We start from the raw sequence: 16,497 nt of genomic DNA, 5'->3' as shown, positions 1-16,497 counted from the left end.
GAAAAGATTGTTTATTTGAGTCATTGTTAAGTCATGAAGCACTCACTTCAATTAAAGATCGGGCAAAGCCTGACCATGACCCCACAATTGCAGCAAGCAATCAAACTGCTGCAACTATCGTCGCTAGAACTCCAAACAGAGATTCAGAATGCCCTCGACAACAACCCGCTGCTAGAGCTTGCAGAGGAAGAGGAGAACGAATCTGTCGAATCAACTGATGATTTTGAGAGTGAGTCAGAGCAATCGATCGATCACTCCGAATCAAATGAGTTCGAATCAGAGTTTGATTCACCTTCATTCAACGACGAGAGTTTACTCTCTGATAATCAGAATGAAGATAGCTCTCAAGAATTTGGAGATGAACAGTGGTCAGATGCGATACCAGAGCATCTAAGCACCGATAGTCAGTGGGATGACACCTACCAGTCGAGCGACTTCAGTAGTCGTGATGATGATTGGATGCCAGGCGATAATGAGAGTGCCGATGAAACGATTCAAGACCACCTCAGCTGGCAGTTAAATTTAACTCGACTCTCTGATATCGATCGCCACGTGGCTGAAATAATCATCGACTCGATTGATGAGCGTGGCTATTTAACAACCGCTCTGGATGAGATCCTTTTGAGCTGCCAAGAGGAGTTACCAGAACTCTTTTTCGAAGTAGAGCTTGATGAGGTCGAAACTGTACTGCATCGTGTTCAGCAGTTTGATCCTCCAGGCGTTGGTGCACGCGACCTATCAGAGTGTTTAAAGATACAACTTCGCCAACTTCCTCAGGATACTCCCTGGCGCGCTGAAGCACTTCGTCTAGTCACTGATTACCTTGACCTATTAGGTGCTAGTGATTTCAAAACACTAGTCCGCCGGTTACGAATCAAAGAGCACGAGCTCACCAGTGTCATTCAATTGATACAAAGTTTAAATCCAACACCTGGCGAACAACTATCCCTTGGCCGAACAGACTACGTTATCCCAGATGTTATCGTTAGAAAGCGTTCTGGTGAGTGGATAGTAATCCTTAACTCTGATGCGGCGCCTGAAATCAGAATCAATGAGACCTACTCCGCCCTCATTAATGAGCACTCTAGTGATGAGGGCCAGCAATTTCTTAGAGATCAACTGCAGGATGCACGTTGGTTTCTAAAAAGCTTGCAGAGCCGAAATGAAACTTTATTAAGAGTATCTAGCGAAATAGTTGCTAGGCAGGTAGAGTTTTTAGATATTGGTGATGAAGGTATGAAGCCTCTCGTGCTTCACGATATAGCTGATGCGGTTGAGATGCACGAGTCGACCATATCTCGTGTGACCACCCAGAAATATATGCTCACCCCGCGTGGTGTTTTTGAGTTGAAGTACTTTTTCTCAAGCCATGTAGGGACTGCAGATGGCGGCGCGGCCTCTTCTACAGCGATTCGTGCCATCATTAAAAAATTAATTTCAGAAGAAAATCCAAGAAAACCTCTAAGTGACAGCAAACTTGCTACACTGCTAGAAGAGGAAGGAGTTAATGTTGCTCGTAGAACAATCGCAAAATATCGCGAAGCACTGAACATTCCACCTTCTAATGAACGAAAACGTTTGGTTTAATTGAGGTGGGCGGCCTCATTTTCTACCCCGCCCTGGACGAGGAGAAGTCATATGCAGATCAACATCACTGGCCATCACGTGGACCTGACTGAATCTCTCAGTGAATACGTTCGCACGAAGTTCGACAAACTTGAACGACACTTCGACAACATTCAGAACGTACAAGTAACACTGAGCGTTGAGAAGCAAGGTAAAAAAGCTGAAGCGGATGTACACCTAGCGGGTGGACAGATAGTCGCATCAGATGAGAATGACGATATGTATGCAGCTATCGACAACCTAGTTGATAAACTGGATCGACAAATTATTCGTCACAAAGAAAAAATGAAATCACACAAATAATCGACCAAAACAATGCAACTACGTGAACTACTGACCACAGACGCTATCGCATGTCGCGAGTCTGTAAACAGTAAGAAACGCGTTCTACAGGTGGCCAGCTCCAAGCTGGCCACTTCCGTTGGAGGCGTTACTGAAGATGAAATTTTTACCGGCCTACTCAATCGTGAACGACTTGGAAGCACAGGAATAGGATCAGGTGTTGGAATTCCCCACTGCCGTTTATCTGGCGCAGAGAAAGCTACTGCCGCACTAATCACCCTTGAAGAGGGGATAGATTATGATGCGATCGATCAAAAACCAGTTGATCTTATTTGTGCGCTGATTGTTCCAGATGATGGCAATGATGAACATTTACAAACTCTGGGTGGGCTTGCTGAACTATTCAACAAACCAGAAGCACTTGCGGCACTTCGCGAATGTGCAACGGCAGAGATGATTACTGAAACTATTAATCAGTTCTCCTAGGACCATTTATCATGCGTGTTGTTGTCATTAGCGGTCGAAGCGGTTCAGGTAAAAGTACCGCGCTACAAGCCCTAGAGGATGTAGGCTTCTACTGCATTGATAACTTACCTGCCACCCTACTTCCATCGTTGATGGAGCAGATGTGGCAAAATCGTGACAAGACAAATCTAATTGCTGTCAGCATCGATGCGCGTAACCTCGATAGTGATCTTGCTGCATTTCCTGAAATCATCAGCACCCTAAGAAAACGCTCTGAAATTTCACTAGAGATCACCTTTCTAGATGCTTCAGAAGCAACACTTATTAAACGTTACAGTGCTACGCGCCGTAAGCACCCACTCAGCACTTCCGAAATAGGCTTAGAGGAGGCTATCCATCGTGAGCGAACCCTCCTTGAACCGATAGCTAGTTCTGCAGACATGCGGGTCGATACCACGCGACTATCTCTTTATGAACTTAGAGACACCATTAAGTTAAGGGTTGCACAACGTAAGGAGCAGGCGCTCTCTTTGCAATTTGAATCCTTTGGTTTTAAGCATGGCGTACCGCTGGATGTGGACTTTAGCTTTGATGTTCGAGTTTTGCCGAACCCCTATTGGTTTATTGAACTACGTTCCCTGACGGGCAAGGACAAACCAGTTCAAGAGTTTCTAAATAGCTCACCAGAAGTGCAAAAAATGATTGCGGACATCGAGCGTTTTATCAGCGACTGGATACCAGAATTTAAAAATAATAACCGTAGCTATGTTACAGTCGGCATCGGCTGTACCGGTGGACAGCACCGATCCGTATTTATCGCTGAGCAGCTAGCAGACATCTTTACCAAAAAAATGGAAAATGTGCAGGTTCGCCATAGGGAATTGTCGGTTTAGAATTCGCAATGATCGAAAAAAACGTTACTATAATCAACAAATTGGGCTTGCACGCACGAGCGACTGCGAAACTGATTGCGACAACGAGTCGATTCAGTGCAGATATTCGTCTCGACAAAGCGGGCCGTGAGGTCGATGCAAAGAGCATTATGGCCGTTATGATGCTTGCAGCCTCTATTGGCACTGAACTTAAGATCACCACAAAAGGTGAAGACGAAGTCGAAGCGATGGATGCAGTCGTCGCGCTAATTAACAACCGTTTCGATGAGGAGGAGTAACACTCCTCTTTAATCTCGATCAGCTAGGAGTCACAGATGAGCACAGATAGCGCACACATCGCACTCGATACGCTGAGCGAAGCACTCCAATCAGAAAACCTCAAACAGATACGCTACATGCTGAATAAAGGCATGCGTCCTGTTGAAGTAGCACACCTTCTTGAAAAAACACCGCCTCGTGAGCGACGTATTCTCTGGAACCTTATCAGTTCTGAAAATGAGGGTGATGTTCTACAGCACCTAGGTGAAGACATTCAGGCCGAGATCATTAGCGAGATGGACGCGGCATCGCTTCTAGCTCTGACAGAATCACTCGATACTGATGACCTTGCCGATATTTTGCAGCAACTGCCTGACACGATCATGCAGGAGATGCTTCAGAACATGGACCTTCAAAACCGTGAGCGCGTTGAAGCAGTCCTATCCTATCCAGAGGATACAGCTGGCGGTCTGATGAATACTGATACCGTGACCATGCGTCCTGATATCACAGTGGAGACAGCCCTACGTTACCTGCGCCGTCACCGTGAACTACCGGATAATACTGACAGCATTTTCGTTGTAAGCCGTCGTAAAAACACATTAATCGGTGTACTTCCAATCACTCGATTGCTGATTTCAGATCCACAGATGCTGGTTCGTGAAATCATGCGCACAGAGCAAGACCACGCGATCCCTGCTGAGATGCCGGAACTCGATGTTGCTCGTATATTCGAGCAGCGAGATTTGATCTCTGCACCGGTAGTCAATGAGGAGCGTCAGCTACTCGGCCGTATCACAATCGATGACATCGTCGATGTTATTCGTGAAGACGCCGATCACTCACTGATGAGTATGGCGGGTCTTGATGAGGATGAAGACACCTTCGCTCCTGTGATGCGTACCAGCCGCAGACGCGCAGTTTGGTTAGGTATAAACCTACTGACAGCATTTCTAGCATCAGCTGTGATTGGGCTATTTGAGGCCACCATTGATCGTGTCGTTGCACTTGCTGTTTTGATGCCTATCGTCGCCTCAATGGGCGGTATCGCTGGCAGCCAAACGCTGACTCTGGTTATTCGCGGCCAAGCTCTTGGCCACATTGAACGTCACAATATCGGTTGGTTGTTCAATCGTGAGATGGTGGTAAGCCTTATAAACGGTATAATTTGGGCTGCCGTAGTTGCGGCAGTCTCTATGCTTTGGTTCCAAGATACCACCATCGGAATAGTCATTGCGTTAGCTATAGTCATTAACTTGTTGGCAGGCGCAATGGCAGGCAGCTTATTACCGATGTTTTTAAAACAGGCAGGCATAGACCCAGCCCTCGCTGGCGGCGTCTTGCTGACGACAATCACCGATGTGGTCGGTTTCTTTGCGTTTCTTGGCCTAGCGACATTTTTTTACGGATAGTTTATGAGAAAAAAAGATTTAAATATCGAACCTGAAGAAGAGATCGAATACGTCAGTCGCAGCCAGATGAAGCGTGAAGTAGAGGCGCTTCAAGATCTTGGCAAAAAGATTACAGAGCTTCGCCCTGATCAGCAGGCACAGGTACCTATGTCTGAGGTACTAGCCGAGGCTGTCGAAGAGATGGCGCGTATCAGCTCGCATGGGGCGAAGAAACGTCACCTCAACTATATTGGGAAACTGATGAAGCATGAGGATGAAGAGGCAATTAAAGTCGCTATTGAGCGATTTGACTCAGCGAGCGATGCTCATAACCAACGCTTCCACGCACTTGAACGTCTACGAGAGCGCTTAATTGACGGTGACCAAGCTGCGATGAATGAGACTCTTGCGGCCTATCCAGACTGTGATATCCAACATATCAGACAGCTGATTAGAAATGCGCAAAAAGAGCGAGAGCATAACAAACCACCTGCGAGCTTTAGAAAACTATTCCAGTACCTGCGAACTCTCGACGAGACCGTTTAAGATATTCTCAGCTTTTAGTGCAGCTAACGACGCTGCGCTAAAAGCGGCATTTCACTTCGAACTTTATTTAGCAAAGAGAGATCTACCTCTGCAAATGCTACACCCATCTCAGATTTAAGCGATGCAACCACTCTACCCCATGGATCTACAATCATAGAGTGACCATAGGTAAACCGACCTGCACCGTGCTCGCCAACTTGATTGGCACCCAATACGTAAGATTGTGTCTCAACGGCTCTGGCACGCAACAGAAGCTCCCAATGCGCCTCCCCTGTCACTGCGGTGAATGCACTTGGAACTGTAATGATTTCAGCACCCAAATCGCGAAGCGCCTGGTAATGGTTAGGGAAGCGCAAGTCATAACAGATACTTAATCCCAATCGACCGATAGGCGTATCAACAACCGAAAGTGCGTCCCCTGGTGCTATAAATTTTGACTCTAGGTAAGAACCCTTAGCATCATCTACGATCACATCGAACAAATGGCGCTTATCATAAGCACCTACAATTTCACCTTGCTCCGATATAACCATAGATCGCGAATAGACTCTGCCATCGTTCGACGGCACTGGAAAACTACCCAATACGATCCAATGCTTGAGCGTAAGCGCTAAGTTAGATAACTGCTCAAGGTATATTCTTGCCTCATCCGATTGTCCAAACTTAATTAGATTGAGTGAATCAAAAAGAATGAAGTTCTCTGGCAGCAAGGTTAGCGAAGCGCCAGAACTAGCAGAGTGCTCTATCAAAGAGATCGCTTTGGCTAGATTTTTTTCGGGTGATGTACCTGAACAGAGCTGCGCTACGGCAATCAGAGACTTCACTTCGCTCTCTCTACAAGCTCGAGAGCAGGTTCACTCCAAGGACCTGTTAGGGTGTAGCTAATCTTGGTCGCTTCGTTAATTTTGTCGCCAATCACTTTATCAATTAACCAAAGCGCACCAGCAACCTGTGGCGCACCAAGAAGCACTGCCGCCAAAGGTGTAGTGCCCACCAATGGCAGAATGATATCAACCCGTTTATCCAAGGTTTTATGGATAAGATCTATCGAGCCTTCCGCTTTCATATCCGTAGATGGACCACGCATTAAGAGAGGCTGAGATGAGTGTGCAACGCCCTTATCAATCTGGTAATTACCGACCAACTTATCGAAGGATATCCCCTGTTTGTATAGGTCACTAAAATCAAGTTTCAAACGTCTAAACAGCGCATCAAAGTTCAAAATACTAAAGAGACGTAGCAAATCTGAGTTGCCCTTAGCTTCAGTCAATTGCCCGTTGCGAAGATCAAACTTAATTGGGCCAGATAGACGATATTTACTAAATGACCATGGAGCACCCGGCCATTTAAGATCAACTGCACCAGAAAGCTCTTTTGTCTCTATAAAGCGTGGATCACCCATCGCCTCCAAATAGTTACCCAAACTTTTACCCGTTGCAGTAAGGTTGAGTTCGGTACGCTCATCATAAAGAATCCACTGCACCTCTCCAGCTAGATTAATCCCCGCAACATCTGCAGTTAGCTCCTCAAGAACAACACGGTCTGACTTAGGTGAGATATTAGCCTGCCAGCGTCCCCAATCTTCGCCGTTCCAAACTAAACGATCAATTGTCACCGCACCTTGAGGGATCTGATCTAAAAGGGATGGATCAGTCGGTTCTGGGAGTGGAATTTCAGACTCAACAACGTCAGTTTCGCTCTCAGGCGTGGTTAATACGAGATGTTTAAAGTTGATTGCCATGGCGTTATCAACAGGCTGATAATTAATTACACCTTGCACCGGTTTGCCATCCAATGAGACAACCCATGCACCCTCTTGTTGATGTGCAGAGCTATGAATCCCTTCAAATGCAATCGACTCAGATACTACCAACTTATCAATAGTTACTTCAGATGTAACCTTCAAGGGTTCACTAGAGTTGGTGTCTTTAGGGGTTAGGTTAGCCAAAAAGGTCAACAACTCTGAAAGATCTAATTCTGGCAACTGGCCATCGATTAATAGGCCTGAAACATCTTTACCAGAGGCAGGTTTGCCACCGATGCGCAAATTACCAGAAAGTGAACTACCTACTGATAGATCACCACGTAATCGATCTGCATAGTTGAGCTGTAACTGTGATCCTTTATCCAAGGAGACCAATAGACTCAACCGACTCTTATCTTTGGGGTCATGATAGAGGTATGCAGGCGCATCCACCGTTGTACCAACAAGGTTAGACTCTATTTGTAGCGATGAGCTACAGCCCTTAGCTTTACAGAGGGTCAATGTAGAGAAGAGTGGTATCTCTCCTGTAATGATCTGCTCTAATGGCGCGCCAACCCAATGGAGAAGATAGGTACTATCCATGCGACCTGAGATCTCAACTTCGGTCTTGGTGTCACTACTTTTTATATCCGCCGTAACCGGCCGACCTAGAAGATGAGCAGAGAGTGAATTCGCTGAAAGCCCCTTACGGTTATCAAACTTAAGCTCACCAGCAATATCAGTGACCGCAATTCGATTCGATTGCGAAGCGAAGATGCCACCGCTAATTTTAGAATCAACAAGAATGGTTGGCTCACCCTTAGAGAGCGGCAAGCTGAGCTGCACAAGCGATTGATGGGCACCCGAAATTTGCCAATCTGTCAGAGATTTACCAACGCTCTCATTGAGAGGCCCTGAACGAAGCAACGTATTAAGAGGGAATGCGAATCCATTTAGTGATAGATCGACCGAGAGTTCATCTAAGCCTTGTGATTTGTATGCTTCACCGTAAGCGACTTCGGTACCTGCAACAATACCCTGTTGCAACTGAACCCGCACATCCCCATCACGAATGTGCACCACTGAATCAGCATGCTCGAGCTGTGGCCAAGGTGACTGATAATCTAACTGAGCATCTTGTGTAATTACATAGAGCTCAGAGAGTGGGGTTGGCCTATCTTCAACGTCACGTGTTGGTGTAACTAGGACTAAACCCGCTTCAGGAACCTCACCGCTAATTAGTGCGTTTTCCATCCAGGTGTAGAGTTTCTCACCCACAACATTTTTTGGAGTCAACGTTAGTGCATCACGCGCTTTAGCACCCCTTAAACCTATGGCAAGATTAAACATCGCCTGTTCGGTTGATTCATAAGGTAGGTCAATCGCAAATGCACCATTGGCATCAAAGCCATTGATCACGATATTCAGATGATCTGCACTCACCCGTGCGCCAACATCATCAAGCGACCATCGCACAGATCCATTCACCTGATCGAACATCAACGCTTCTTCATAGACAGACGCAAAATGAAAAGCCGTATTGTTAGACCCAATTTCCACCTTGCCACCCTGCGGTGATAAGGCCAAGGTACCATTAAGGTTCTGAACACCTGGCACACCATGCCAAGGTTTTATGGAGACGTTATCCAGATTGGCACTCAATGATAAAGCCCCCAAGCCACCCGAAAGGTCGACCGATACAGCACTTAATGAACCCTGGGGATTCATATCACGCAGGATACCCATCATTTTTTCAGGTAATGGCTGATACTGAGTTACGCTCCAAAGATCATCGATGGATAAAGAGGGCAACTGAACACGATTCGGTACCCAACCATCAATACCTTTGTGAATATCGATTGCAATCGGCGGAATGGTTACGGGATCGCCTGTTTGAGCAAGGGTTAAATTATCAAAGAAGAGCTGATAATCCCCCATAATCGATTGCAGGGAGAAGTTAGATTGAACCTCTGAAAATAGAACGCCATTATTACTATCCCCATAGACAAAATCTGCAACTCTAATCTGGCCGTTCAAACTCTGCAGCGCAGCTCCTCGAAGCGTGCCCCATAGCTCCGCATCAGCAGACATCGAGCTCAAATTGGACTCTAGATTAAAAAGCGCCGGTAGCTCTGGGCCTAGGTGGTTGAGTTTCAAATAGAAGGGAAAAAGATCAACACCTGAATCTTGTTTGCCATCATAGCGCAGTGCGAAATCCATACGGGTATCTTTACCCAGTACCGGCATCCAAAACTGGCCACTCAGTTGATGTTCTGTCTCACTACTCTCAACCTGCATCTTATCAAGATTGATAAAGCGAGAACGTCCTGAGTCAGGCTTCAGATGCAACTGGGCATTGGTCACTAGGATTTCAGGCTGCTCCAGAACCAGAAGGGCTAGCAGCGCCATGGCATCTGGATCTACCGACTTTTGCTCCCCTGAACTAAACGTCCACAGCCCCTGCTGCTGACTCCACTTTACATTAACGCCATCGATAGTGGCTTTTTGAAAGATGGGGGCAAGATCGATTAGAGATTGCCAAGGATTGATCTCAAAACTGACTGAATCGACCTTAATGTCTAGTAGTGGATTGAGCGGTCCGCCAACTTGAGTTTTGAAGCCTCTAACTTCAAATCGAGGAAATGGACCATTCCAGCCGGTATTGAGCTCTGCAATCGAAACTTCAGTTCCGACAAACTGGCCAATCTGATCTTCTAAATAGGGTTTGTATTGGCCCAACAACGGAAAAGCAAAACGGATAGCCGAGAGAATGATTGCGAGCACAGCTCCAATCACCAAACTCCACCATCCTGCCCAAAAGGTATGCTTTACCATCTAGCTATCAACTCTCGATTAACGTAATACAACGTCAAAGTGTTCAGGGTTATAGAAATTATCACTCTGGAAGCGAATTGTTTTACCAATAAACGCCTCAAGTTCAGCGACATGATCCGATGCATCCTCCATCAGATACTCCACTACTGTTCGTGCAGCAATCACTAGATACGAATCGGTATCATAAGCGCGATGCTGGCGTAGAATTTCTCGGAAGATCTCATAACAAACGGTTTCAGGCGTACGAATAGTCCCACGACCATGACACTGGTTACAGGTTTCACAGAGCACCTGTTCAAGACTTTCACGCGTACGTTTTCGCGTCATCTCTACAAGACCCAACTCCGAAACACCTGTCACCTTACACTTGGCGTGATCTTTCTCTAATACGCGCTGAAGAGTGCGATGCACCTGACGCTGATGCTCAGGATCTTCCATATCGATAAAGTCGATAATGATAATGCCACCAAGGTTTCGCAGGCGTAACTGTCTACCGATTGCAGTTGCTGCCTCTAAGTTAGTCTTAAAGATGGTCTCTTCAAGATTTCGATGACCAACAAATGCTCCGGTATTGATGTCAATGGTGGTCATCGCTTCAGTCTGGTCAAAGATCAAATAGCCACCAGACTTCAGTTCAATTTTTCGACCCAGGGCACGCTGCATCTCCTCTTCAACACTAAAGAGGTCGAAGATCGGGCGCTCACCTGGGTAGTACTCCAGCTTCTCTTCGATCTCTGGAACCAAAGAGCGAGCAAAACTAATCGCACGTTGATAGGTCTCTTTTGAGTCGATACGAATACGCTCTACCTCAGAGTGGGTCATGTCACGCAAGGCGCGCATATTCAGTGGAAGGTCTTCGTATACAGTTGCAGGTGCCTTAGCTCCCTGAATACGTGTCTGCACGTTGTCCCAAAGACGGTGTAAGAATTTCAAATCAGCCGCAAGCTCTTGATCGGAGACACCCTCAGCCACTGTACGTAGAATGTATCCAAAACCAGAGTTGGCCTCTGATGTTTCTGGTGTCGATACTAATGAGGTCAGCAAGGACTTTAGTCGATCTCTTTCCTCTGGATCTTCGATACGCTGTGAAACACCAATATGACCCGCTTCAGGCATCAATACGATATAACGGGAAGGGAGAGAAAGATGAGTTGTTAATCGTGCTCCTTTGCTGCCAATTGGATCCTTCGTAACCTGCACGGTTAACGATTGACCCTCACGCAATACTTGAGCAATCGAGAGCGAGGCGCGCTCCTCTTGAGTAAGCTGTTGCGAAACAACTTCATCAACATGGATGAAAGCAGCTCGCTCCAAACCAATATCAACAAACGCAGCTTGCATGCCGGGAAGAACTCGTACAACACGGCCGATATAGATGTTACCCAATATGCCACGACGCTTAGTGCGTTCAACATAGATCTCCTGTGGCATGCCGTTTTCGATAACAGCCACGCGAGTCTCCATCGGCGTGAAGTTAATTAGTATCTCTTCACCCACCTAAAACTCCTTACTTTTCTCAGTTTGCCAAACAGGAACAGAGTAAATAGATAAAAGCTCTGCTGTTTCAGACAATGGAAGTCCAACGACTGCGCTGTAACTCCCTTCAATTCGCTTTACAAAAATGGCAGCCAAGCCCTGAATACCATAACCGCCTGCTTTATCTTGCGGTTCACCAGAATCCCAATAGGCTCGCAGTTGCTGCTCACTAACAGGACCAAATACAACATCAGTGATCACTACTTGTGATCGAGTAGTAGAGCCATCGGTCACGGCAACCGCCGTCATAACCTGATGGACATTATCCGCCAATGCACTGAACATCGACTTAAAATCATCAAAACTCTCGGGCTTACCCAACACCTTGCCATCGGATACAACAGTTGTGTCAGATCCCAGCACCACTCGACCTGGTTTAATCTCTGCTACACACTCCGCCTTTTCACGAGCTAGGCGCTCAACATAGGCTTGGGGCAACTCACCTGCTAATGGAGTTTCATCAATATCCGCCGGAACAGATTCTGCAATAACGCCAATCTGCTCAAGCAGCTCTTTTCGGCGAGGAGATTGAGAAGCTAAAACCAACATCAATTGAGATCCAAAGCCCGAGCTAGCTTTCGCATCAGCATAAAATGCAGTGGCCATACAATCGCACTGGTTAACGCAGGTACTAAAAACATCAAAGAGTCACCTGTGTTACCAAACAACCCCTGCATTCCAAAGTAGAAAAGTTGGTTCAGAGAAACTAACAAACCAACAACAATCGACTGCTGAAGAAGAGGAAATACACGCACACGCTGGTATAGAAGCTGCGCTACAAAAGTCAGTATAGTCAGAGTTAGCGCAGTCTGCCCTAGCAGTCCACCTCGAATGAGGTCAAGTAGTAGACCAACCAAAAATGCGGTAATCAGACCAACTCGATTAGGGGCCCATAAAACCCAAAATAACAAAACCAAGAGCGGCCAGTCTGGACGAAACCACTGTAGAGATGGGTGGAGAGGAATTTCACTCAATGCAATCGCAACAATAAAAGTTGCGAAGGTGACTAAATAACCACCATTACCAGATCGATCATCACTCATTTACAACCTCTTCTGAGACTGCATCGTTGACCATTTTCACAAGAAGGAGATATCGGCTTTTGTTTAGATCCGCAACAGGTGTTGCACGAACAACAGCAAACTGCTGCCCCGGCTCTTGAGTGAATTGTGATATTTCAGCAACGGGATAGCCACGTGGGAAGGCACCAGCAAGACCTGAAGTAATGAGGAGATCGCCGACACGAATATCCGCAGTATTAGGAATATGATCGAGTTTCAACTCATCTACAGAGCCAGTACCTAATGCAATTGTGCGGTAGCCATTACGCAACACTTCAACAGGAATGGCAGCTCTTGAATCTGTTAGCAGCATCACTCGACTAGTAACGGGTGCTGTCGAAGTCACCATACCCATCACACCCCCAGCGTCGAGCGCAGGTTGGCCAGTAAAGACCCCCTCCTCTACACCTAGGTTGATTAATATTTCATGACGAAATGGATCAGAACTGACCCCAATAAGCTCCGCGAGTTGAACATCATCAGTGACTTTAGAGCGAGCGTTCAACAACGCACGCAATCGGCGATTCTCTGTCGCCAACGATGAGTTCTGTAAAACCCGCTGTTCAAGCAATAGCGCCTCTTTGCGAAGCGAATCATTTTCAGCAAGTAGACTCGCACGTCCCACCAACAGATTGGATGCCGAATCTGCTATTCGTGTCGGCACATCTATGAACCACTGCAAGGGGGTCACTACGACGCCTGCAACAGATTTGCCCTCACGGAATTTATCGGATGTTAAATCAAGAGTGATAAGTGCTGCAGCAACGATTACCAGCAGCACAAGGAGAATACGCGAAGGCCCATTACGAAAGATCATGACTGGCTACTCCGCGCTTAATACAGATTAGTCACGAGACAGGAGATCGAAGCCCTGATTATCCAAAATCTCAAGTGCTTTACCGCCGCCACGAGCAACACAGGTTAGTGGATCTTCGGCAACGATCACTGGCAAGCCGGTCTCTTCGGTAAGAAGTCGATCTAGGTTGCGCAGCAGTGCACCACCACCGGTCAATACAATACCATGTTCAGCCACATCAGCTGCTAGCTCTGGTGGACACTGCTCAAGTGCACCTTTAACTGCCTGTACGATTGACTGTAGCGGCTCTTGCAGCGCTTCAAGAATTTCATTGCTGTTCAAGGTAAACATCCGAGGGATACCTTCAGCGAGGTTACGGCCACGAACATCGATTTCAAGCACTTCAGTAGATGGGTAAGCTGCACCAATCTCCTGTTTGATTCGCTCAGCAGTAGCTTCACCAATCAAAGAGCCGTAGTTACGACGAACATAGGTCACAATCGCCTCATCGAAACGGTCACCACCTACACGAACAGATTCAGAGTAGACAATACCGCTCAGTGAAATAACAGCAATCTCTGTAGTACCACCACCGATATCGACAACCATTGAGCCGGTCGCTTCATCAACAGGAAGGCCTGCACCAATAGCAGCAGCCATTGGCTCTTCAATCAAATAAACTTCACGAGCACCCGCTCCCAAAGCGGACTCTTTGATGGCACGACGTTCAACCTGCGTAGATTTACACGGCACACAGATAAGTACACGAGGACTTGGACGCAAGAAACTGTTGTTATGTACTTTGCTGATAAAATACTGCAGCATCTTCTCTGTAACGTGGAAATCGGCAATCACGCCATCTTTTAGTGGACGAATAGCTGTGATGTTACCCGGTGTACGACCGAGCATACGTTTAGCATCCATACCAACAGCTGCTACGGTTTTTTGGTTCCCCTGAGTACGAATTGCTACTACAGAGGGCTCGTTGAGCACGATTTCACTATCACGTAAGTAGATAAGTGTGTTGGCAGTACCCAAATCGATCGAAAGATCGCTAGAAAAAAGCCCACGAATTTTTTTAAACATCAGAGAAAAAACCTTCTTTACAGCCAAGCGTTTAACGCAAGTTTTATGATCAGAGAATCTTAGCAACGGTGGGGATTTTGGGCAAGGCGCAAATGTGTTAGATTACTGCCCTTTGAAAGGTTTTCTCTACTAGAGGGCGCTTCGATATTCGCGAAGCACTCGACCCCTTTAGTTTGCCTCTAACGATGTTATTTAAAGGTTAATTATGTCAATCGATCGATCTGACGTAGAGCGTATTGCTCACTTAGCGCGCCTAGCGCTGGACGAGCAGGACATTCCCGCTTACACCAAAAATCTTAGCAGCATTCTCCATCTCGTTGATGAGATGCAGCAGATCAATACTGACGGCGTTGAACCACTGGCGCACCCACTGGATGCGGTCCAACGTCTGCGCGTTGATGAAGTATCTGAATCCGATCAGCGCGAGAAGCTTCAAGCTGTTTCACCAGCAGTTAAAAACGGCCTTTTCCTTGTGCCAAAAGTTATTGAATAAGCTGACATTGCGGACCCTATACTATGTTTGAAAAGACACTTTCTGAGCTTTCGCTCGATCTGAAGAGTGGCGCAATTAGCAGCGTTGAGATTACCCAAGCGTATATCGATCGAATTGCCGCGACTGATTCACACTACAACACATTTATTACCCAGACACCTGAGTTAGCACTTGAGCAAGCCAAAGCTGCTGATGCTAGCCGTGCAGCGGGAAATGCAGGCCTATTTACTGGCCTTCCAATTGCCCATAAGGATCTCTTTTGTACTGAAAATGTGAAGACGAGCTGTGGTTCAAAAATGCTCGATAACTTCGCATCTCCTTATGATTCAACTGTAGCCGCTAAATTTAAGAGCGCTGGTGCTGTGATGTTGGGCAAAACCAACATGGATGAGTTTGCTATGGGCTCATCGAATGAGTCCTCATTTTATGGAATTTGCCGCAACCCATGGGACACAGATCGTGTTCCAGGCGGTTCATCAGGTGGCTCGGCAGCAGCAGTAGCAGCCCGATTAGTTCCTGGCGCTACAGGTTCAGATACTGGCGGCTCAATTCGACAGCCTGCTGCATTTTGTGGCATCACCGGTATCAAACCGACCTACGGTCGAGTTTCGCGTTACGGTATGGTGGCCTATGCATCTTCACTAGATCAAGGCGGCCCAATGGCTCGTAGCGCAGAAGATTGTGCACTGATGCTTAATGTCATGGCGGGTCAGGACCCTATGGATTCAACCTCTGCCGCGAAAGATGTTCCAGACTTCAGCGCAGAACTCAACAAACCGCTCAATGGCTTGCGCGTCGGTGTTCCAGCGGAGTTCATGAGCCAAGATCTTGATCCAAAGATGGCTGAGCAGGTAGAAGCCGCAATTCGCGAGCTTGAAGGATTAGGAGCCACCGTAAAATCGGTAAGTCTGCCTAACACCCGTATGTCGATTCCTGCCTACTACATCATTGCGCCAGCTGAAGCATCTTCAAACCTTTCACGCTTTGATGGGGTACGTTACGGCTACCGCTGTGACAACCCTGCGGATCTTGAGGATCTTTACAAACGTACACGTGGTGAAGGTTTCGGACCAGAAGTTAAACGCCGCATCATGGTTGGTACCTATGCACTTTGTGCCGGCTACTACGATGCTTACTACCGCAAAGCTCAGCAGATACGCCGACTGATCCAACAGGACTTCATGCGTATTTTTGAAGAGGTTGATGTTATTGCAGGCCCAACCACACCTTCTCCAGCGTTCAAGATTGGTGAAAAGAGTGACGATCCAGTCTCTATGTACATGGAGGACATTTTCACACTTTCACTCAACCTTGCAGGACTTCCAGGTATGTCAGTCCCATGCGGACAAATCGATGGCCTACCAGTCGGCCTTCAACTTATCGGCAACTACTTCGATGAGTCGCGTCTACTAAACGTCGCTCACCAGTTCCAGCAAGCGACAAGCTGGCACAAACAGTCACCGGTTGAGGTCTAAGGAGAGCGAT

16 protein-coding genes are annotated in these 16,497 nt (G+C 46.9%); 9 read left to right on the top strand and 7 right to left on the bottom strand.

The window, feature by feature from the left end:
• The first annotated feature begins 33 nt into the window (after positions 1-33).
• From HH196_RS01150 to yjgA, 7 genes are read left to right on the top strand one after another with little or no spacing between them, the layout of a single operon-like run.
• Complete coding sequence (locus HH196_RS01150; protein ID WP_169450272.1) at positions 34-1,587, top strand: RNA polymerase factor sigma-54; 1,554 nt, start codon at positions 34-36, stop codon at positions 1,585-1,587.
• Between the two features lie 51 nt (positions 1,588-1,638).
• The gene (gene hpf / locus HH196_RS01145) at positions 1,639-1,929 is read left to right on the top strand and encodes a ribosome hibernation-promoting factor, HPF/YfiA family (protein WP_169450271.1); all 291 of its coding nucleotides are present in this window, start codon (positions 1,639-1,641) and stop codon (positions 1,927-1,929) included.
• 12 nt (positions 1,930-1,941) lie between these two features.
• Positions 1,942-2,394, top strand: coding sequence for a PTS sugar transporter subunit IIA (locus tag HH196_RS01140; RefSeq protein ID WP_169450270.1), 453 nt, complete (start codon positions 1,942-1,944; stop codon positions 2,392-2,394).
• 11 nt (positions 2,395-2,405) lie between these two features.
• A complete protein-coding gene (rapZ, locus tag HH196_RS01135; protein WP_169450269.1) occupies positions 2,406-3,266 on the top strand; it encodes an RNase adapter RapZ in 861 nt (286 codons plus the stop codon).
• Positions 3,267-3,274: 8 nt separating this feature from the next.
• Positions 3,275-3,544 carry an HPr family phosphocarrier protein gene (locus HH196_RS01130; RefSeq protein ID WP_169450268.1) on the top strand — a complete coding sequence of 90 codons (270 nt, stop codon included), beginning with the start codon at positions 3,275-3,277 and terminating at the stop codon, positions 3,542-3,544.
• A 36-nt stretch (positions 3,545-3,580) separates the two neighbouring features.
• On the top strand, positions 3,581-4,936 hold the full coding sequence (gene mgtE, locus HH196_RS01125; protein ID WP_169450267.1) for a magnesium transporter: 1,356 nt from the start codon (positions 3,581-3,583) through the stop codon (positions 4,934-4,936).
• Positions 4,937-4,939: 3 nt separating this feature from the next.
• Positions 4,940-5,461 carry a ribosome biogenesis factor YjgA gene (yjgA, locus tag HH196_RS01120; protein ID WP_169450266.1) on the top strand — a complete coding sequence of 174 codons (522 nt, stop codon included), beginning with the start codon at positions 4,940-4,942 and terminating at the stop codon, positions 5,459-5,461.
• 23 nt (positions 5,462-5,484) lie between these two features.
• On the opposite strand, the gene HH196_RS01115 is transcribed toward yjgA, so the two are convergent.
• Genes HH196_RS01115 through HH196_RS01085 form a run of 7 tightly spaced genes read right to left on the bottom strand, consistent with a single transcriptional unit; the run spans position 5,485 to position 14,519 of the window.
• Positions 5,485-6,285, bottom strand: a complete 801-nt coding sequence (locus HH196_RS01115) for a carbon-nitrogen hydrolase family protein (RefSeq protein WP_211160800.1) — start codon at positions 6,283-6,285, stop codon at positions 5,485-5,487.
• On the bottom strand, positions 6,282-10,040 hold the full coding sequence (locus HH196_RS01110) for a YhdP family protein (protein WP_169450265.1): 3,759 nt from the start codon (positions 10,038-10,040) through the stop codon (positions 6,282-6,284). Before HH196_RS01110 ends, HH196_RS01115 begins: the two co-directional genes overlap by 4 nt.
• A gap of 18 nt (positions 10,041-10,058) precedes the next feature.
• Entirely contained in the window at positions 10,059-11,537 is a 1,479-nt protein-coding gene (gene rng, locus HH196_RS01105; protein ID WP_169450264.1) for a ribonuclease G, read from the bottom strand.
• On the bottom strand, positions 11,538-12,182 hold the full coding sequence (locus HH196_RS01100) for a nucleoside triphosphate pyrophosphatase (protein WP_248276868.1): 645 nt from the start codon (positions 12,180-12,182) through the stop codon (positions 11,538-11,540).
• The gene (mreD, locus tag HH196_RS01095; RefSeq protein ID WP_169450263.1) at positions 12,125-12,619 is read right to left on the bottom strand and encodes a rod shape-determining protein MreD; all 495 of its coding nucleotides are present in this window, start codon (positions 12,617-12,619) and stop codon (positions 12,125-12,127) included. The genes HH196_RS01100 and mreD overlap by 58 nt, the downstream gene beginning before the upstream one ends.
• On the bottom strand, positions 12,612-13,454 hold the full coding sequence (mreC, locus tag HH196_RS01090; protein ID WP_169450262.1) for a rod shape-determining protein MreC: 843 nt from the start codon (positions 13,452-13,454) through the stop codon (positions 12,612-12,614). The genes mreD and mreC overlap by 8 nt, the downstream gene beginning before the upstream one ends.
• A gap of 27 nt (positions 13,455-13,481) precedes the next feature.
• Positions 13,482-14,519 carry a rod shape-determining protein gene (locus tag HH196_RS01085; protein ID WP_169450261.1) on the bottom strand — a complete coding sequence of 346 codons (1,038 nt, stop codon included), beginning with the start codon at positions 14,517-14,519 and terminating at the stop codon, positions 13,482-13,484.
• Positions 14,520-14,724: 205 nt separating this feature from the next.
• Here HH196_RS01085 and gatC point away from each other — a divergent pair, with 205 nt between their 5' ends.
• Positions 14,725-15,012, top strand: a complete 288-nt coding sequence (gene gatC, locus HH196_RS01080; protein ID WP_169450260.1) for an Asp-tRNA(Asn)/Glu-tRNA(Gln) amidotransferase subunit GatC — start codon at positions 14,725-14,727, stop codon at positions 15,010-15,012.
• Positions 15,013-15,035: 23 nt separating this feature from the next.
• Entirely contained in the window at positions 15,036-16,487 is a 1,452-nt protein-coding gene (gene gatA / locus HH196_RS01075; protein WP_169450259.1) for an Asp-tRNA(Asn)/Glu-tRNA(Gln) amidotransferase subunit GatA, read from the top strand.
• Positions 16,488-16,497 lie beyond the last annotated feature (10 nt).

Origin of the sequence: Marinobacterium sp. LSUCC0821 (genome assembly GCF_012848475.1) — a bacterium.
Lineage (GTDB): Bacteria > Pseudomonadota > Gammaproteobacteria > Pseudomonadales > Balneatricaceae > Marinobacterium_E.
Note: the sequence above shows the minus strand (reverse complement) of the source record. Positions and strands in the feature narration are given on the sequence as shown.